The 19935-nt window shown below is 43.1% G+C and carries 17 protein-coding genes; 7 read left to right on the plus strand and 10 right to left on the minus strand.

Annotated elements, in window-relative coordinates:
- The first annotated feature begins 87 nt into the window (after positions 1–87).
- Both SKC37_RS02000 and SKC37_RS02005 read left to right on the plus strand, forming a co-directional pair.
- Positions 88–597 carry a M23 family metallopeptidase gene (locus SKC37_RS02000; RefSeq protein WP_377979858.1) on the plus strand — a complete coding sequence of 170 codons (510 nt, stop codon included), beginning with the start codon at positions 88–90 and terminating at the stop codon, positions 595–597.
- Between the two features lie 80 nt (positions 598–677).
- Entirely contained in the window at positions 678–1544 is an 867-nt protein-coding gene (locus SKC37_RS02005) for a bestrophin family protein (RefSeq protein ID WP_377979859.1), read from the plus strand.
- A gap of 4 nt (positions 1545–1548) precedes the next feature.
- On the opposite strand, the gene SKC37_RS02010 is transcribed toward SKC37_RS02005, so the two are convergent.
- From SKC37_RS02010 to SKC37_RS02020, 3 genes are all read right to left on the minus strand, one after another.
- Positions 1549–2793 (minus strand): alkaline phosphatase family protein, encoded by a 1245-nt coding sequence (locus SKC37_RS02010; RefSeq protein ID WP_377979860.1) that lies wholly within the window; start codon positions 2791–2793, stop codon positions 1549–1551.
- Positions 2794–4017: a DEAD/DEAH box helicase gene (locus SKC37_RS02015; protein ID WP_377979861.1), complete on the minus strand. Its 1224-nt coding sequence runs from the start codon at positions 4015–4017 to the stop codon at positions 2794–2796. It lies immediately after the preceding gene.
- A gap of 70 nt (positions 4018–4087) precedes the next feature.
- Positions 4088–4975 carry a hypothetical protein gene (locus tag SKC37_RS02020; protein WP_377979862.1) on the minus strand — a complete coding sequence of 296 codons (888 nt, stop codon included), beginning with the start codon at positions 4973–4975 and terminating at the stop codon, positions 4088–4090.
- A gap of 149 nt (positions 4976–5124) precedes the next feature.
- Here SKC37_RS02020 and SKC37_RS02025 point away from each other — a divergent pair, with 149 nt between their 5' ends.
- The gene (locus tag SKC37_RS02025; protein ID WP_377979863.1) at positions 5125–5784 is read left to right on the plus strand and encodes a hypothetical protein; all 660 of its coding nucleotides are present in this window, start codon (positions 5125–5127) and stop codon (positions 5782–5784) included.
- On the opposite strand, the gene SKC37_RS02030 is transcribed toward SKC37_RS02025, so the two are convergent.
- The 4 genes from SKC37_RS02030 to rsmA are packed head-to-tail and all read right to left on the minus strand — an operon-like array spanning position 5781 to position 8773.
- On the minus strand, positions 5781–6107 hold the full coding sequence (locus tag SKC37_RS02030; RefSeq protein ID WP_377979864.1) for a nucleotide pyrophosphohydrolase: 327 nt from the start codon (positions 6105–6107) through the stop codon (positions 5781–5783). The genes SKC37_RS02025 and SKC37_RS02030 overlap by 4 nt on opposite strands.
- Positions 6108–6109: 2 nt before the next feature.
- A complete protein-coding gene (dtd, locus tag SKC37_RS02035; RefSeq protein WP_377979865.1) occupies positions 6110–6559 on the minus strand; it encodes a D-aminoacyl-tRNA deacylase in 450 nt (149 codons plus the stop codon).
- Between the two features lie 4 nt (positions 6560–6563).
- A complete protein-coding gene (gene mgtE / locus SKC37_RS02040; protein WP_377979866.1) occupies positions 6564–7940 on the minus strand; it encodes a magnesium transporter in 1377 nt (458 codons plus the stop codon).
- 50 nt (positions 7941–7990) lie between these two features.
- Positions 7991–8773, minus strand: a complete 783-nt coding sequence (rsmA, locus tag SKC37_RS02045; protein WP_130896242.1) for a 16S rRNA (adenine(1518)-N(6)/adenine(1519)-N(6))-dimethyltransferase RsmA — start codon at positions 8771–8773, stop codon at positions 7991–7993.
- 72 nt (positions 8774–8845) lie between these two features.
- Between rsmA and SKC37_RS02050 the strand changes: the two genes are divergently transcribed.
- The 4 genes from SKC37_RS02050 (at position 8846) to SKC37_RS02065 (ending at position 16985) form a co-directional block, all read left to right on the plus strand.
- Entirely contained in the window at positions 8846–12013 is a 3168-nt protein-coding gene (locus tag SKC37_RS02050) for a PAS domain S-box protein (protein ID WP_377979867.1), read from the plus strand.
- Positions 12014–12124: 111 nt separating this feature from the next.
- Positions 12125–14725, plus strand: a complete 2601-nt coding sequence (clpB, locus tag SKC37_RS02055; protein WP_377979868.1) for an ATP-dependent chaperone ClpB — start codon at positions 12125–12127, stop codon at positions 14723–14725.
- A gap of 417 nt (positions 14726–15142) precedes the next feature.
- On the plus strand, positions 15143–16375 hold the full coding sequence (locus tag SKC37_RS02060) for a hypothetical protein (protein WP_377979869.1): 1233 nt from the start codon (positions 15143–15145) through the stop codon (positions 16373–16375).
- Positions 16353–16985, plus strand: a complete 633-nt coding sequence (locus SKC37_RS02065) for a hypothetical protein (protein ID WP_377979870.1) — start codon at positions 16353–16355, stop codon at positions 16983–16985. The genes SKC37_RS02060 and SKC37_RS02065 overlap by 23 nt, the downstream gene beginning before the upstream one ends.
- Positions 16986–17170: 185 nt before the next feature.
- On the opposite strand, the gene SKC37_RS02070 is transcribed toward SKC37_RS02065, so the two are convergent.
- Genes SKC37_RS02070 through SKC37_RS02080 form a run of 3 tightly spaced genes read right to left on the minus strand, consistent with a single transcriptional unit; the run spans position 17171 to position 19931 of the window.
- A complete protein-coding gene (locus SKC37_RS02070; RefSeq protein ID WP_377979871.1) occupies positions 17171–18529 on the minus strand; it encodes an aldehyde dehydrogenase (NADP(+)) in 1359 nt (452 codons plus the stop codon).
- On the minus strand, positions 18529–19350 hold the full coding sequence (locus tag SKC37_RS02075; RefSeq protein ID WP_377979872.1) for a fumarylacetoacetate hydrolase family protein: 822 nt from the start codon (positions 19348–19350) through the stop codon (positions 18529–18531). Before SKC37_RS02075 ends, SKC37_RS02070 begins: the two co-directional genes overlap by 1 nt.
- Positions 19347–19931: an IMPACT family protein gene (locus tag SKC37_RS02080; RefSeq protein WP_377979873.1), complete on the minus strand. Its 585-nt coding sequence runs from the start codon at positions 19929–19931 to the stop codon at positions 19347–19349. The genes SKC37_RS02075 and SKC37_RS02080 overlap by 4 nt, the downstream gene beginning before the upstream one ends.
- Positions 19932–19935: the final 4 nt, after the last annotated feature.

The raw sequence follows: 19935 nt of genomic DNA on the forward strand, positions 1-19935 counted from the left end.
GATTTAGGAATAGGTCTTTTTTGTTTTACCATTGTAGTTTAATACTAAACACCACCCCCTTATCGTTCTGAGAAGTAAAATTTCTGCATGCGTCGTAAAATCAAAATTTCATTCCTAGTCTTTTTTGTCATTCTAGGTCTATCTCTTGCACTTCTTTTGGCCTACATTCAGGCGGATGCTAGATTTATTATGCCGGTGAAAAATGCGTCAAGAAACGATTATAGTCAAAAGTCGATGGGTTCTCCCCGCGTAGGGCACAAGCACCAGGGATCTGATATTTTTGCCAAAAAAGGAACCCCTGTTTTATCTGCAACTAGGGGGATTGTTATCTACAATGGAATTCTGAAGCTAGGTGGTAAGGTGGTGCTTGTTTTGGGTCCAGATTTTAAAATGTATTATTTTGCGCACTTGGATACCATCATGACGACTAAATTGCACATGGTGGAAGTAGGAGAGCAGATAGGTGAAGTAGGAAATACAGGTAATGCTAAGTCTACTCCTGCACACTTACATTTTTCTATTCGAAACTTCTTTCCCTATAAACAAGGCAGTTATGAAGACCCTGTGCCATTTTTGAATAAGGCGAGTCGTCGTTAATTCGAAGATTGTGCTAATGGCATATGGAATGGAAGACCTATATTTTTACAGGTCTTTTTTTTTGCCTAATTTACAGTCCTATGGTACAATACAATACAAAAGACTGGATAGCCTTTATCTTTAAGCTGCACAAGTCAGATACTTTTAGGCAATTATTGCCTCTCATGTTCTTTATTGGAGGATATTCCGGATTTATATGTTATTTAGAGATGGAATATTTTCACTTAGGAGAGGATAGCAAGGTGAAGAATATTTCGATTATGCACGGTATGCTGGGATTTGTTATCTCTTTGTTGCTAGCCTATAGAACTAATACGGCCTATGATCGCTGGTGGGAGGGAAGAAAATTGTGGGGATCCTTAGTGAATTCAAGTCGCAATTTGGCATTAAAATTAGCGTCGATTTTAGATAATGAAATTGATCGTCATTTTTATCAAAAAATCATTCCGCTATATGCTCATGTACTTCAAAAACATTTAGCTGATGATGAATCAGGATTAGTGCTGTTTGATGGATTGGATTTGGAAATTGATCATACGAAACACAAGCCTAATCAAGTGGCTAAAATGATTATAAAAAAATCAAATGATCTTTACAAGTCAGGCAGCTTAAGTGGACATCAACTGCTCTATATAAATACAGAATTACAGTCGTTTACGGATGTATGTGGAGCCTGTGAACGAATTAAGAATACGCCTATACCATACTCTTACAGTGCTTTCATCAAGAAATTCATCTTTATATATGTCATGACCTTGCCTTTCAGTTACGTGTTTACTTTAGGTTTTTATGTGATACCCGTAGTGGTTTTTATCTTTTATGTGTTGGCTAGTTTGGAATTAATTGCAGAGGAAATTGAGGATCCTTTTGGGAATGATGCGAATGATTTGCCAACGGAGAAAATTGCGGCAAATATCAAAAAACATGTAGAAGAGATATTGGGGTAATGCCTTATTTCAAGGCCTTTTGCAATACTTGAATATTCCCATCGATCGATTTCGTGTCGTAGGTTAATCCTAAGATTTTGGCCACAAAAGGGTAGACGTTCACATTCTCAAATCCATCTAGTTGAAGTCCAGATTTGATGGCAGGGCCCCAGGCCTGGAAACTGGCACGCATTTCGGATAAAACAGTATCAAAACCGTGTTTGCCTTTTGAGGTTTTGCGCGTAGAGAGGTTGAATACTTGTGGGAGTTTGGGCACTAATAAAAGATCTCCTAAACGGTTATAGCGATCATCTGATTTGCGGTAATGCCAATGCGCTGGAGTTTCATCCATCATATAGGTCGTAAAACGAGTATCCTTTTTCAATTCCTGGTAGGTAGAATCGATTTTCGATGGATCTTTGGCATACACATGTAACAAAGCATCGCCCCAAGGCACCTGAAACGCAGCGGTATTCAATGGCGCAGGTTTACTTATGGTATTCACATTGTCCACCTCTTTCATGCCATGATCGGAGACAAAAACGAAGTTGATGGGCAGTCCTAGGGGAGCAATGGCCGCTTCTAAATCCGCGAGTGCTTGATCGACAAATTGTACCGATTGTTTTACACGCGGGTCTTCTGGGCCAAATTCGTGTGCGTCGTGATCGACCTCCGGAAAGTAGAACGTGATTAAATGCGGACGCTTATCAGCGGGTAAGGAAAGCCAATTTTTGACCTGTGCGATACGTGTTTTGATATCGATGACCTCGTTGTATACGTAATAATAGGAGGGGTAGGTGTCTTGAATATTCGCATCTGACGCCACCCAGTAAAAGCTAGCGGCCATCATTTGCTGTTTTTCAGCGAGTACCCAAAGCGGCGTTCCCCCATACCATTTTCCCTCGCCCACCATTTTCTTGTTGGACATGCGGTACTCTTGACCTGAATGAACGTCTAGATAGGTGTTATCCACTAAGCCGTGATGCGCCGGGTATAAACCCGTGGCGATGCTGTAGTGATTTGGGAATGTTAAAGATGGGTAAGAGGGTTGCATATAGCTCGCCTTTACGCCGGACGCTTCTTTCGATTGCAGGAATTTTGCCTCGTATTTGTGCGAAAAATCGGATCGAAATCCATCTGCTGAAATGATGATAACATAAGGCTTATCTTGTTGAATCTTGGCGTTCGATCTTCCCGCAATGATGTGTTGGGTAGTATCTTGCGCCCAGCCTGAAAGGCTAAAAAACAATAATAAAGCGAGTATTCTCATTTACTTCTTTTTCCAAAAATTGCCTCCAGACTTTCCGCCTGAATGACCACCTGATTTACCACCACCTTTGTATCCACCTGACTTGCCCCCGCCCTTATAGCCTCCGAAAGAACTTTTTTGGGCAGCGGGATTGTATTCAGGCGTCTCCCCAAATTCCTCCGGAACAGGCGCTTTCGTTACTTCTTTCTCTAATAGATCTTCGATTGTCTTAAACTTGCGTTGCTCTGATTCTGTGATGAACGTGTAGGCAGTTCCTTTCGTCTGTGCACGTGCGGTACGACCGATACGGTGGATATAATCCTCTCCATCATTTGGCACGTCGTAATTAATGACTAATTCAATTTCATCAATGTCGATACCGCGACTTAAGATATCCGTAGCGACTAAAATCTTCGTTTTCTTATTTCTAAAATCTTGCAATACTTGCTCGCGAACCTCTTGCTCTAAATCCGAGTGTATTTCCTCAACAGAGAATCGCGCGCGTTTTAAATCAGCCGTCAGGGATTTAACGTTTTGCTTTTTGGAACAAAAAACAATCACGCGGGTATAATCCTGCAACTTCAATAGGTGCTTCACTAGCGGACTCTTTTGCTTCTCGTATACCACAAAAGCCTCCTGAACGATTTGCTCTGGGGGTTTCGAAACGGCGATGTTGATTTCGACCGGATTTTGCAATAGTTTTTGGGCCAAGGTACGCATCTTAGGCGCAAAGGTTGCGGAGAATAGGAGGTTTTGGCGCTTTTCTGGCAGGAACGAAATGATCTTCATCAAATCATCCGAGAATCCCATGTCTAGCATGCGATCCGCCTCATCTAGCACTAAATAACTGCAGTGTTTTAGGTTCACATAGCCCATATTCAAGTGGGCGATCATGCGACCTGGGGTACAAACCACGATATCAACGCCGCTTGTCAAAGCTGTTTTCTCCGTCGTAAAGGAATTTCCATCCCCACCACCATAAATGGCTATCGAGCTCACATTCGTGAAATAACCTAAACCTTCCATGTTTCCGGCGATTTGAATCGCTAGTTCACGGGTAGGAACAATGATCAGGGCATTAATGTGGTCCTCTGGATGAGGTTCGGTAATTAATTTGTGAATGATGGGCAAAAGGAAAGCGGCGGTTTTTCCGGTTCCGGTTTGGGCTGAAGCTAAAATGTCGCGGCCCGCTAAAATGGGTTGTATAACTTGGGATTGAACCGGCGTTGCGGTCTTGTATCCCATGGAACTGATACCGTCTAAAATTTGTGGGCTGAGCCCGAGTTCTTCAAATGTCAAAGTATGTGTGTTTATTTTACCTTCTTAAAGGTGGACAATCAATGCTTCGATCTAAATGGAAGATTAACTGAAATTGAGTAACAAAATAGTGATCGACTAAGTTCGTCGCGTATTCGGATGGAATTAAAAGTTTTGTGGTTAGCTCCGTTTGTGCCGGTTGGTTTTTAGGCGCTGAAAAAAGATTGCCTAATTGCGTACGCAAGCTAGCTTCAAAGCCAAAATCCATAAAGTCGTTCAACCGATAACGGAAACCTACCCCTACAGGAATAGAAAATCCAATCGATGGAATTGTTTCATTGTAATTGTGAATCGGATTTGTCGGATAATCACTAGCTATCACGTCAGAATAATTCCGCCAAGAGGCTCCGGGGATACCAGCACCACCTAAAGAATCCAACTGATAAAGCTCTGGATTCGTAGAAACTAAGGCAATTCCTGCGGATAAATAGGGTGAGAATCGATTGCGCTTTAAATAACTCTGTTGGTTACCATTTAATTCCAAAAGTCCCGAAAGACCGAATTCTATGATATCATTTCTAAAACGGAAACGTAAATCTGGTGTTTTAGGAAGCAGCGCTGAGTTGTCAAAAGTATAATCATTTCCGGCTAAGCGGATATAATTCAAATTTCCTTTAATCGAAAAGTTCTTGCTGACGTGGCGGGTTAAATGACCCCCTACATTGAAACGACTTTGGTCATTCACTAGGCGATTAAACATTGTTAATTCGTCCGTTAGGCTGTAGTAATGCGAGCTGCCTGCCCCAAAACCAATCGAAGTATGTGGATTAAAGGTAGATCTTCTGAAACCAGTACCTCCTTTTTTACCTATTTTCCAAAATTGAGCCTGAGTGGCTGAACTAAACGCCAGGGTAATGATGAGGATTAATGAACTTATTCGTAGCATAGTATGCGGAATTTTTAACGTCAAAAACAAATATACTCATAATTCGATAAACGCTAAGAGCTTGGAATTATTTTGCGTAGCTAATTTGGAATATTTCTAACTTGCTTCTGTCCGGAAGCTTCGGTAATTTTAGGTATAATTCTGTAACCATGAAAAAAATCATTCTCCTTATGTCTTTGGCCATATTGGCTTCTTGTGGATCTAACTCAGAAGTGAGCGCCCCCACTGAGAACTTAAATGAAGTATTGACGTGTATTGATGCCAAAGGCTTAGTCTCTAAATACGGCGCTAAATCAGTTATTCTGGACACATCGATTGTTTCAGGGGATGATACCCTGAAAGGAGCGATCCTTTTCCCAGGGACGGCTAAACAAGCGAATGTATTCTTTCACGATGGGAAAATTTCTGACGTAAGTATTCAAGGTGAAAGTTCTGCTTGGAAAACCGCTTCAGGCTTATATCTAGGTTTGCCTTTGCAAGATGTGGAGAAATTGAATACGAAAAACTTCACCATCTCGGGATTTGGTTGGGCGCACGGCGGCTCAGTGGTTTCTTGGGAGGGAGGTAAATTAGCCGGGGATAGTACGCTAACACACTTGGCTTCTTTCCGTAATAAGCGCCAAAATATCTCCGTAGAGGAATTCAATAAAGTATCAGGAGAGGCTGAATTTGATGTGCGTCATCCATCCATTCAGCAAATGAATCCGGTACTAGAGCAAATTACGATTTTGAAGCCTTACATCCCGTCGAAAGAAGAGGGGAAAGGCATTGCGAAGAAGATTCAATCTAGCCAAATACCGGTTCGCTAAGCTAATTTAGGGTTATTCTTGTGGCGGTCCGCATCGCGTTCCGTCTTCTTTAAGAGGTTCTGTTTTAGAGCCTCTTCTAGGTTTATGCCGGTTTGGTTTGCTATACAAATTAGAACGAAAAGCACATCAGCCATCTCATCACCCAAGTCCTTATTCTTATCAGATTCTTTCTCGGATTGTTCCCCATAGCGACGCGCGATAATCCGAGCGACTTCGCCCACCTCTTCCGTTAACATCGCCATATTGGTTAGCTCGCTGAAATAGCGAACGCCTACCGTTTTAATCCACTCATCTACTTGTTGCTGCGCATTTGAAATCGTCATAATTAAGGGTTTTTAGAGTCGATGATGATGGTGACTGGTCCATCGTTTGTCAAGTTGATTTGCATATCGGCTCCAAAGACGCCGGTTTGGATTAGTTTGCCTACTTTGTCTGACAAGGATTTAATCATCAGCTCATATAGTGGAATGGCTTTTTCAGGTCTGGCGGATTCCAAAAAGCTAGGGCGATTCCCTTTGCGAGTTGCCGCATACAAGGTAAACTGACTCACTAATAAGAGCTCGCCTTGGATGGCTTGTAAATCTAAATTCATTTTTCCCTCCTCATCGGAGAATACACGTAATCCAGCGATTTTACCAGCTAAATAAGCCACATCTTCCGGCGTGTCGTCCACGTGAATGCCTAGTAAAACAACAAAGCCCTGTTGAATGGAAGCCTGTAATGCACCCTCAATGTGCAAAGTAGCTTGACTCACGCGTTGAATAACGGCAATCATAAGATTACAGGAGTAAGTAGACGATCATGAAATAGACTCCATAGCCTAAAATGTCATTCGTCGTCGTGATAAACGGGCCACTTGCCACCGCTGGATTGATCTTCAATTGATTCAATACTAGGGGGGTAATGGTACCCATTAGACTAGCCAGCATTACCACCGCAAAAAGCGAGATGGAAACGGTCATGGATAACATAATTTGGCCTGAATCCACTAATAAAGAACATCCAAAAGCGAATATCGCCGCGATTAATGCGTTGATTAAAGCAACTAAGAGTACTTTCTGAAGACGTTTCCACAACGTGGTATCTAAACCGCTTTTATCTGCTAAAGACTGCACAATTAAAGAAGAAGATTGAATTCCTACATTACCACCGGTCGAACCGATCAACGGAATAAAGGCAGAAATGGCGGGTAAAAGGGAGATGGTATCGTCGAAGCGATCGATGATTTTAGCGGCTAAAAAACTACCCACCATACCACCAATCAACCAAGGAAGACGAGATCGTACTAATAACCACACGGAGTCATCTTCCTCTACATCCTCCGAGATACCGGCCATGACCTGAATATCTTCTTGTGCGGATTCTGTGATGAAATCGACCACGTCATCGATGGTGATGCGGCCTAGTAATCGGCCTTGAATATTAACCACTGGAATGGCCTCTAAATCGTATTTCTGCATTAAATCGGCTACTTCCTCGCCGGAGGCATAGGTTTGAACCGAAACAATTTCATCATCTTCATAGACGTCAGCGATCTTAGAACCACGCTTCGCTAAAATGATTTTCTTTAAGGAAACCGTCCCTAATAACTTACCATCGTCGTCGATCACGTAGACCGAATACACTTTCTCCACGTCCTCCGCTTGCTTGCGGATTTCCTCGACACATTCGGTCACGGTTTGGGAGATGTTAATCTTGATTAACTCTTTTTGCATTAGACCACCGGCGCAGTCTTCGTCGTAATGCATTAAATCGATAATGAAACGGGCCTGTTCGCGGTCTTTCAAGAGTGCGATCACTTCCTCACGTACTTTGACCGGTTGTTCATTTAGAATATCCACCGCATCATCGGAATCGATCACGTTAATGTATTGCGCGATTTCCTTAGAGGTAAAGTTCTTTAGGAATTTCTTGCGGTCATCGGTATCGAGAGTTGATATGATTTCAGCGGCGATTTTCGTGTCAATTAATAACACGATATATTTCGCCTCCTCCGTCGTTAACTCTATCAAGATTTGCGTGATATCCGCAGGGAATAAGCCGTCTAACTTCAATAAAATCTCCTCATTCGCCTGATTTTCGATCAATAAGCGAACGTCCTCTATGAACTCTTTAGTCAGTTCAAACGGAAGGTGATTTGGGTTAACTTCTTCCATGGTTTGAGGGATTTTAGATTTAACAGCGCAAATTAGTAAAAATAGATCGATTAAGCGCCTAGGTAGCCATTATCTTTCCATAAAATCGTTAATTCGGTGAACTCGGCTACGCCTAGTTGTTCGGCACGTTTACTCAGCAAAGGATGTTCCGGTAATTGCAAGGCTCTGAGGGCATTACGCAAAGTCTTGCGACGTTGGTTAAAGGCCATCTTCACTAAAGACTTGAATTTCGCTGGATCGCATTCTAGTTTTTTGTCCCAATTTCGAACGAGGCGAATGACGCCGGAGTTGACTTTGGGAGGAGGGGTAAATACCTCCGGTCCTAAGCTGAACAAGTACTCGATATCGTAGAAGGCCTGCAAAAGCACGCTCAAAATACCGTAATCCTTGTTTCCTGGCTTGGCCGCTAGGCGTACTGCCACTTCTTTCTGTAGCATGCCTACCACCTCAATGCATTGGTCTTTGTATTCCAAAATGCGGAAGAAGATCTGCGTCGAAATGAAATAGGGGAAGTTTCCTACGATGGCGAATTTTTCATCGCCAAAAATGTTCTCTAACGGATAACGCAAGAAATCGCCGTCGATTAAGCGCGGCCCGGTAAATTCTAAATAGTTCTTACGTAAGTAGTCCACAGACTCTTTGTCGATTTCGATGAGGGAGGTTTCGTATTCGGTTTTTTTGACCAAAAACTGTGTCAACACACCCATCCCCGGCCCAATCTCCAATACTTTCGTATAGGCTCCAGCGGGCTGTAAGCCATCTACGATGCGCTTTGCCGCGTCTAAATCATTTAAAAAATGTTGTCCTAAACTCTTTTTTGCTCTTACTTGCACCGGGTCTCTGGGGTTTAAGGAGTAAAATTAAGCCCTTTTTTGTACATTTAAGCAAAATTTTCGATTAAAGGCATGGAGGACAAGCAGGCCCTGATTAAAACATTGGATACCCTGAAGCTTTTTGGCATCGTTATGGCGCTCGATGGTACCATCTCGCATGCGAATGCCTACACGCATCAATTGCTTGGCTACAAGCCGGGGGAATTAAATGGAAAGGACTTTTTTAGCACCCTTGTCCCGGACGGAGAAAGCGAAATCCGCCGTACCTCTTTTGACAAAGCGATCCAGACCGGTGGTCTATTCGAAGAACGCGAACGGAATTACAAAACGAAGTCAGGGGCCATCAAATGGGTAGAAGTCGCTTCTACCGTAGTGAGCGATAATTTCCTGAGTATCATAGGGGAGGATGTCAGCGAGAAGAAGAAAGTGTCAGAAGCCCTAACTCGCTCGAATGCCCAATTACAAGACTTAATTAACAATACGACCGACCTGATTCAAATCACCGGGGTGACCGGACGTTTCCTTTTCGTAAACCGTGCCTGGTTAGAAACCATGGGATATACAGAGGAGGAAGCCAAAGATTTAAAAATACAGGATGTGCTCCATCCCGAGTTTGCTCATCAGACGCAAGCTCAATTTGATATGCTGGCGAAAGGGGAGGATATTCCAGAATTTACCGCCGTATTTAAACGCAAAGATGGTCGAAGGCTCTATGTTTCAGGATCTGCCACATGTCGTTTCGAGCGTGGGGTTCCTACGGCATACCGTTGTATTCTACATAACTCTACGGCGAAAGTCCGTGCGGAGCGAGCGAATAAATTATTCTCTTCTATCTCTCAGGTAGCGATCAATTCCTCAAATCTAGATGATTTGTTTGTGAACATTCACAAGCAATTAGGCGAGGTGATCGACGTGAAGAACTTCTTCATCGCGCAATACGATCCAGGGAAGAGTTATATCTATTTCCCCTACTACATCGATGAATATTTTAACTCCCGGGTGCACTTTACGAAGCGACGCTTAGGGAATGGCTTGACCGAATATGCGTTGATGGCGAATAAGCCGCTGATTTTGCACGATGATGAGATCCATCAGTTAGCGGCAGAGAAGAAGATTTACTTGTATGGGGTGGTTCCTAAAGTTATGCTCTGTGTTCCCCTCCGCATCGGTGATCGCGTGACGGGTATCATTGGAGTGAAATCCTATGAGCGGGCGAATAAATACGAGAACCGAGATCTAGAGTTATTGGACTTTATTTCTGGGCAAGTGGCGATTGCGATTTCGAGGAAGCAGGCGGAAGAGGCTTTGGCCAGAGAAACGGCACGATTAAATTCCATCTTCGAAAGTTCGTCTCACCTCATGTGGTCTGTGAACAAGCGATTGATGCTGATGAGTTTTAATCACGACTATGCGGACTTATTGCAGCAAGAGATCGGGATTACGCCACAATTGAATTTTAGTTCGGAGACGATGGGCTTCAAGATGATGGCGCCGGAGCAACGAAAAGCGATGGAGGAGCATTATAAACAAGCGTTTAGAGGCACGAAACAGCACTTTGAGCTTTGCCTGAATAAGAAAGATGGGACGGATCGCTGGTTAGAGATTTATTTGAATCCCATTTTAGACCAGGGTATTATCTCCGAGGTTTCCGGTATCGCTCGGGATATTACGGATATTAAGAAGTACCAAACAGAACTAGTGGAAGCCCGCGAACAAGCGGAGCACTCGTTGAAGGTGAAGGAACAGTTTTTGGCGAATATGTCGCACGAAATTCGGACGCCTATGAACGGGGTGATTGGGATGGTGGACTTACTTTGCGATACACCGCTGGAGGAAGAACAACGGGATTATTTACAAACGATACGCAAGTCGTCAGAGACGCTACTGCATATTTTGAATGATATTTTGGATTTGGCCAAAATCGAAGCCGGCAAGATGGTCTTACATCCTACGGATATTCTGCTAGAGGATGTTTTCGATCGTTTGATGGCTTTATTTACGCCGTTAGCACATCAGAAAGGGAATAAAGTCTCGTATAAACTAGACGATAAAGTGCCCGCGTATGTGAAGGCTGATGAGACCCGCTTATTACAGATTCTATCGAATCTTACTTCAAATGCACTGAAGTTTACCGAGAATGGTTCCGTTAAGATCTCGGTGAAACCCATTTCGGTTTCTTCTGATGTGTCGGAATTAGAGGTTCGGGTTTCGGATACGGGGATTGGTATCAGTCCTACGAATTTAGAAAAACTCTTTAACGCGTTCCAACAAATAGATAATTCTACCTCGAAAAACTACGGTGGAACCGGATTAGGACTAGCGATTTCTCGCGAATTCTGTAAGATGATGGACGGTGACATCGGGGTGGAGTCAGTGGAGGGAAAGGGAAGTACGTTCTGGTTTACGATTAAACTCGCGATAGGGGATTCTTCTCTAGCGGCCAAAACAAAGAAAGACGAGAATCTTTCCATTTCTGGGACTTTGCATTCCGTACATGCGCGTGTCTTGTTAGTGGATGATAATGCCACAAATCGCAAGGTAGCAAGTCAGATTTTGATGAAGGCGGGTTGTGAGGTTTTGATGGCCTCCAGCGGCCAGGAAGCCATAGGTATTTTGCAAAAAGACGCTCATTTCGATTTAGTGTTGATGGATATCCAAATGCCAGAAATGGATGGAATGGAAACTACGCGTCGTCTGAAAGCATTGAATCTAGCCGCTTTACCACCTATCGTGGCGATGACGGCCTATGCGATGAAGGAAGATCGAGAGCGCTTCTTAGCAGCCGGAATGGACGATTATTTAGCCAAACCGATTCGGGCGCAGCAAATCATTCAGATGGTTTCGCGCTGGGTGTCCGAGGGACACGGCGTCATTCAGGAGGCCGAGGTGTCTACTGGTTTTGTGGTCGACGAAGAGGTTTTAGCCTCGCTTTCGGACGCTGTGGGCGGAGATCCTGCCTTTGTCCAAAGCATGTTAGAAGAATTTACCGCAGAGGCCAAAGAACAGATTACGGCTGCTATCTCTGCTCATGCTGAGTCGAATTGCAAAGGAGTTCAATCCGAACTACATACCTTAAAGGGAAATTCAGGTACCTTAGGTGCGGCACAAGTGCATTCGATTTGTGAAAAGATGGAGTTGAAGGCCAAAGTCTGTGATTTCACCCAATTCGCCACCGAGATTGTCGATCTGCAAATTGCTTTGAAGAATTTCGAAGACGCGATTAAAGCCAAATTCGCCTAATATGCGCCATTTTGGCGTGTTTTTCTTTTTCGTTTCGCGAAATGTTTGCCATTTTTTCCGAATTTATCAATTGGGTATTCATTTGCTAGGTAGGGGAAAAACCTAGCCGATATGAACCCCAATAATTACACCTCACAAGCTGGAATTATTATTCAAAACGCGATGGAAATCGCGAGCCAGAATGGCCAGCAAGCCATTGAAACGGGTCACCTTTTGCAAGCCATCTTGCAAGATGACACCCAAACATCCGCCTTTCTTTTAAAGAAGAATGGCGTGTCTGTTCTACAAATTCAAGAGAAATTACAATCCATCCTTTTTTCTTACCCGAAAGTATCAGGCGCTCAGCCTTATGCGAGCAATGCCTTGCAGCAGGTTTTGACGAAAGCGGAGGCGTTGAAAACTGAATTTGGCGATTCGTATGTCAGTGTAGAGATTTTATTTCTCGCTTTAATCGAATCCAAAGATGCTGTCGCAGACCTATTGAAGTCGCTAGGTATCAACAAAACAAATTTTAAGAAATCCATCACAGAATTAAGAGGAAATAGAAAAGTGAACGATCCACATGCAGAAGGTACTTACCAGTCTTTGGAAAAATACGGTAAGAATTTAAATGAATTAGCGAAAGCCGGAAAAATCGATCCGGTCATTGGACGTGACGAAGAAATTCGCCGGGTCTTGCAGATATTATCCCGCAGAACGAAAAACAATCCCATCCTTTTAGGGGAGCCAGGCGTAGGTAAAACCGCTATTGTAGAAGGTCTAGCCCAACGTATCGTCTCTGGAGACGTGCCTGAAAACTTGAAATCCAAAATCGTGATGTCGCTCGACATGGGACTTTTAGTCGCGGGGGCCAAGTACAAAGGGGAATTTGAGGAGCGTTTAAAGGCGGTGATCAAAGAAGTAACAGACTCCGACGGAGAAATCGTCTTATTTATCGATGAAATCCACACCTTGATTGGCGCAGGTGGCGGAGGCGAAGGAGCAATGGATGCGGCAAACTTATTAAAACCCGCTTTAGCGCGTGGTGAGCTGCATGCCATCGGTGCCACGACTTTGAAAGAGTACCAAAAATACATCGAGAAAGACAAAGCCCTCGAGCGTCGTTTTCAATCCGTTTTAGTCGAAGAACCAGATGTCGCTGATGCGATTTCCATTCTTCGTGGGATCAAGGATAGATACGAATTGCACCACGGTGTTCGAATCCAAGATGACGCGGTGATCGCGGCAGTAGAGTTATCGAACCGCTACATTTCTGATCGTTTCTTACCTGATAAGGCAATTGATTTGATGGATGAAGCGGCTGCCAAAATGCGTCTCGAAATTGACTCCGTTCCAGAGGAAATCGATGACATCCAGCGCAAAATTATGCAGCTGGAGATCGAGCGTGAAGCGATTCGCCGCGAGAATAACAAAGAGAAAGAGACGATCTTAACGCGTGATTTAGCGGATTTATCGGAGAAAAGAGATGCCTTGAAGGCCAAATGGCAAGCAGAGAAATCCGTGCTCGATGCGGTCCGTGCCGAAAAAGAGGCCATCGATCGCTTAAAATTAGAGGCCGAACAAGCGGAACGCCAAGGCGATTATGGTAAAGTAGCTGAGATTCGCTACGGTCGTTTAGTCGAGTCAGAACAGAAATTAAAAGATATGCAAGCGCAGCCAACGGGAGAAAATTCGATGTTGCAGGAGGAAGTGACAGCCGAAAATGTAGCCGAGGTAGTCGCGAAATGGACCGGAATTCCAGTGAGCCGCATGTTGCAAACGGAGGTGGAAAAATTATTGCATTTGGAAGATGAATTGCACAAACGTGTGGCGGGTCAAGACCAAGCCATCGAAATGGTTTCTGATGCGGTACGTCGTTCTCGTGCGGGATTACAAGATCCGAAGCGTCCGATCGGTTCGTTCATCTTCTTAGGTACGACTGGGGTGGGGAAGACGGAATTAGCCAAGACTTTGGCATCCTACCTATTCAACGACGAAAACGCGATGATCCGCATCGACATGTCAGAATACCAGGAACGCCACGCGGTAAGCCGCTTAGTAGGAGCGCCTCCGGGATACGTGGGCTACGATGAGGGTGGTCAATTAACAGAGGCCGTTCGTCGCAAACCTTACTCGGTCGTGTTATTGGATGAGATCGAAAAGGCGCATCCAGATGTTTGGAACATCTTATTGCAGGTATTAGACGAAGGTCGATTAACCGATAACAAAGGTCGTACGGCGAACTTCAAGAACACGATCATCATTATGACGTCTAACATCGGTAGCCACTTGATTCAAGAGAAAATGGCGCAGATGGAAGGCTGGAATAATGCGATAGTGATGGAAGAGACCAAAGAAGAAGTGATGACATTACTGAAACAAGTAGTCCGTCCTGAATTCTTAAACCGTGTCGATGAAGTCGTGCTGTTCGAACCATTGACCTTAGAGCACGCACGCAAAATTTTGGCGATTCAGTTCAAGGAGGTTCAAAAGCGTTTAGCAGAACAAAACATCACGTTAGAAGCTTCAGAAGAAGCCTTGAATAAACTCGCTACGGATGGATATGACCCGAATTATGGTGGTCGTCCGATGAAGCGCGTACTTCAAAAAGCGGTGCTGAACGAATTGTCTAAGGCTATTTTATCGGGTAAAATTCAGAAAGATTCAGCGGTGATGATGGAGTTGGATGCGAAAGGGGAGTTGAGTTTTGAGAATATTATCGTTGAAGTTTAAAGCATAAAGAATAAAGCACAAAGAATAAAGATTGAATCAAAAAAGCGGCAATTGCCGCTTTTTTGACGTTTAGGAAAAACATTTCTGAAATTATCCCCGAAGGGGATTCCAGCTTTAATCTTTGAACTTTTAAATTTGATTCTGCAAGCATTTTTAAAGAATACCAGTTAATTGATAATCTATACGCTGTCTTTTGATTTAAATTGTTTCTCCAGTTTATAAGTTTACTTTTGGCTCAGTGGTGAACTTCAATTTAGATTTGAGCCCACCTATTCTACTTCATATTATTGAAATATTTCTGTTTCAATAATCCTGTTCTCCCCCATCATAATTTGTTTTAATCATCCAACGTATGGATGGTTCTCACCTATCCTCTATTTTGGCCTAGCTAAAATCGAGATAAAAACATCTTTTATTATGGAAAACAAAGTACCATTTACCTCAAGTGAATTTCGAGTTATTCATTTAACCCCTGAATTTTTTTTTAAACTGTTATTCGGGTTAATCTCTCTGTTAGTTTTGAATTCGTGTAGTAAGGAGGCTTTGAAGGAGCCATCAGAGCCATATCAAGAATTAAGACAATGGTATGCTTTCAATAAAATGACTTCTACTGATGAGCCCGTTTTATGGAAATATACCATACCCTTTGCAATGCCAGACAGATCACAGGCTTACCAAATACCTGTGATGTCAAAAGCAGGAATGAAGGATTTAATTATTTACTCTGAAAATGGAATTCAAAAAGGCTTTTATAAGCTGTACACTCCCAAGGATGAAACTCATATAAATATCCAGGTGCTTAATATGTTTGATGAAGTAATTCGTGATGGGGTTTTGATCAAAACAAAAAGAGTTGCCAAGGCGAAGAAAAATGGGGGACTTGATGGTTCAACTGTAAGAGAGATGAATCTTGAACTTGCAGAGGTATTCTGTTATGGACAAAGGCTCCCGATGTATGGGACCTTAGCCGATTTGCCTATCATTTACAGTGAAGGTGGAGGGAGCTATAATCCTTCAATTCCTTCCTTTTTTGGTGGAGGAGGTGGTGCTCCATCAAGTGATTCATATGATATAAATTTTGATCCCTCTGAGGTGCTACTTTTTTCGATTGGGAATAATGTTAAAAATAAATGCTTGCTTGAGGCCTTAAATGGAGTGATTAATTCTAAATATGATATATTAGGGATGTTAAGTGCGTTTAAAGGTACATCGTTAACTATCTATTTTACAGAAGGAGTAAATTTGAAAGATGACGCAGATGCAACTATTTTGCGCAGATCTAATAGTGAGGCATTGATTACAATTAATTCTAGATTAAAAGATTCTTCTCAAGAATATATGGCTGTTGCTATATACCATGAAATATTACATGCCTATTTGGCATTAAAAAAAGGGGAACCGTGGAAAGACGACCTTCAGCATGAAATGATGGCAGGAGATTACTTATATGATTATTTATACGGCATTGAAGCCGTATTGAAAAAACGATTTCCAAAGTATGCTGACGATGCTGACGAGTTGATTTGGTCTGGAGGGCTTATAAATACAGAATATTTTAAAAATCAAATAAAGTTAAATGCTAGAGAAGAAGTTGTTAATACAATCAACAACCACCAAAAAGGAAAAAATGGAACAATTTGCAAAAACTAACATGAAGAGGCTTTCCTATTTAACGTTTTTTTTAGTTTTACCTTTGCTGATGAATGGGCAATACAGTAAAACCAAATTAAGTGGACCCTTTACCTATAAAGGTAATTCAGCCATTAAACTAACTGAAGATAGTTCAAGACAATTGCTAATTAGTGATTTAACTATAGGAGCCTATCTTTCTTCTCAAAATGCATCATGTCGTTCTGATCTTGGACTTTACCTGTTTAAAGTAGATTCTAAAGGCAAAATTCATGAAAAAGATATTGTCTATTTCGGCACTTTGGTGGATTCAACACATGAGAGTATATTAAATAATATCATAAAGACTTCTGGAAAGTTTCTGAAACCTGCAAAAAATGCACGCCAAAAGGAGCATTGGTATTTCTTTAAATACCTCTCAAAGGGATATAAATATGGATGCTATGATCATAAGTGTGGTGCTGAACTAGTCAGGTTAGAGGCTCAATTAGTTAACTACAGCACTATGATTGATGCTGCACTTTATAATGTGAAGGGCATTAATCAAGAATTAACTTTTATTGAAGGAAGTAGTTATGAAGAAGCCATTAGAAAAGGATTAGTTCCACCACCAGAAATTATTGTTAATTAATCCATGATGTAATTTGTATTCTTCCTAGTTCGAGGTTTTTGGCGAGCAAAATTAACACATGTGTTTTTGTGCTTTCCTAGGATGTCTTCATCTATTTTTCAATTAAATGATAGGTTGAATAGCGAAAATCAAAAAGCGGCAATTGCCGCTTTTTGATTCCACCTTTATTCTTTGTGTTCTATGCTTTATAATCTGTTTTGCAAGCAAACCATCCGCGTAAATCGATAAATCGCCTGCGTTCCCACGCTCGTACTCCTCGAGTCTGTAGTAGCAGGAAAAGGTCCTCCGTGGACCATTGCGCCAGAAACTTCCACGCCTGTAGGGAAACCGTTGAATAATAGGCGGCCTACTTTTTGTAACAGCGTATCGATTAATTCGTCTGAAATTTCGTTTTTGGTTCCGTGAATGGTTCCTGTTAATTGTCCGTCCATTGATTCAATAAACGTCAACATTTCTGCTTCATCGTCTACTAAAATTGCGACCGTGCAAGGTCCAAAAACTTCTTCCAAAATCTGGTGATTTGCACTAGCCGCATCTGCCACAAATAGGGCAGGAGATGGTAGGTCGCGCGAGGTTAATTTCTTTGCGTGGTTTGAAAGATTAGCAACGCCGGAAGCGTAGGCAGATGCGATTCCAGGCGTTAAGAAAGTGCCCAATGGTAATTTATCTAATTCCGCTGCTAGCAAATCTAGAAAAGTAGCATCTTTCTTCTGCAAGATGAGTAAACCGGGATTCGTACAGAACTGTCCCACGCCTAAGCAAACTGAACCAGCCAGTCCTGCGGCTAATGCAGCCGGATTTTCGGCGATTTTGTTTGATAATAAAATCACAGGATTCACGCTACCCATTTCCGCATAAACAGGAATGGGATGAGGTCTGCGAACGGCTAAATCATACAAGGCTTTACCTCCTCGGTACGATCCAGTGAAACCCACAGCCTGAATGTCTGGGTGCTGCACTAAATAAGAACCCACTTCATTCGATGAACCGTGAATCAAGGCGAAAACGCCAGCAGGTAAACCACAAGATGCGACCGCTTTTGAAATCGCTGAGCCTACTAATTCTCCTGTTTTTGGATGAGCTGGGTGTGCTTTGAAAACGACAGGGCATCCGGCAGCTAGGGCAGAAATCGTATCGCCACCTGCTACAGAAAAGGCTAATGGAAAGTTGCTAGCCCCAAAAACGGCCACTGGACCTAGCGGGATTTGGGTTTGAAATAAATCCGGTTTAGGTAAAGGTGCACGGTCAGGTTGAGCGGGATCGTGGATTTCTTTTTTCCAAGTAGGATTAGAGATGAAGTCCGCGAAGGCTTGAATTTGGCCAGTTGTACGACCTCTTTCGCCGGTAATTCTAGCTTCTGGGAGATTTGATTCTGTGCAAGCGCTTTGGATTAATTTATCACCTATCGCCAATATTTCGCGGGAAATGGCTACCAGAAATGCAGCGCGATCTACATCTGAAATGCGGCGATAAATAGGGAATGCGGCTTTTGCAGCGGCAACGGCTGAGTCGATTTCTGCCATCGAGGCGTCTTTATAATTCATTAGGCAACGGTTTGAATGAGGGTTCCAATAGGTTCAATCGTAATGTGGATGCTATCTCCGGATTGCAAGGTAAAGGGCAGATCCGGGACGATGCAAGTGCCCGTCATCAAAAAGACACCTGATGGGAAGGACATTTCGCGGGTTAAATAATCGACTAATTCGGCGTGTGAACGCTTCATTTGGGAGATTTCGGTGTCGCCTTGGAAAACGCTTTCGCCGTTTCGGATGATTTCCATCGCGATGATGGTGTTAGGTGCCATTGGTTTATCGGTCACTAACAAGCAAGGTCCTAGACCGGCGGCGGCGTCATAGACTTTGGCCTGCGGTAAATACAAGGGGTTTTCACCCTCGATATCCCTAGAACTCATGTCATTTCCGATGCTGTAGCCCGCTAGTTCGCCGTGCTTATTGACAAAAAGTGTCAATTCTGGTTCAGGTACATTCCAAAAAGAATCCTTCCGAATACGTACCTTTCCGCCCGGCCCTACGGACCGCAAGCGATTACCTTTGTAGAATATTTCAGGCCTTTCGGCGTCATAAACCTTGTCGTAAAAGGTATCTCCGCCGGATTCTTTAGACTCTTCCATTCGCGCCACTTTGCTGCGCAAATAGGTCACGCCAGCCGCCCAAATTTCTTGTGAATCGATAGGGCAGAGGGGTGTTTCGATTTTGGCGTCCTGAAAATTCAAGGATGCGCAATGCTGAAATAACTGGGACTGGTTAATAAACTCATCCCAATTCCCCGTTACCGAGCAAACCAGCCCTTGCTGATCCTGCACCTGAATTCCAGCCGAGGTTAAATAAATTTTATACGATTTCATAGGTTGTCTAGTGAGGCATCAATCTCTGCCGCGTGGCGAGATGCATACTTCAATTCATAGGTACAAAGGTTATCAATTACCTGATTTACTATCGTAATCGGGTGTTTTTTGCAAATTTTCATCACTTCATTCATCTGTGCATACGTGAACTGAATGCTTCGGATTTTCATCGGTTCTTTCTCATAAATCTCCGCCTGTTCTAGCGCATCGACTGCCCCTTCTTTATAGGCTTGGATGAGCCCAGGTACGCCTAACAAAGTGCCGCCAAAATATCGAACTACCGCCACCAGCACATAATGCAGATTTTGAGAGAGAATCGTATTTAAAATGGGTTTTCCGGCACTTCCGGATGGTTCCCCGTCATCGTTTGATCTCGCTTCTTCTGGGGTAAATCCAAGTCGATAGGCATAACAAATGTGGCGTGCTTTCGGGTGTGCTTCTTTCAGCGCAGTCAACTGGCTTTTGATTTCTTCCAAATCTTTCACCGGATATGCCCAACTGATGAATTTACTTCCTTTATCTTTGTAAAGTCCTTCAGCTGGTTTTGCGATGGTGAGATAGGAGTCGGGTATCAATGACATAAGG

The sequence above is a fragment of the Aquirufa esocilacus genome, from assembly GCF_042715595.1.
Lineage (GTDB): Bacteria > Bacteroidota > Bacteroidia > Cytophagales > Spirosomataceae > Aquirufa > Aquirufa esocilacus.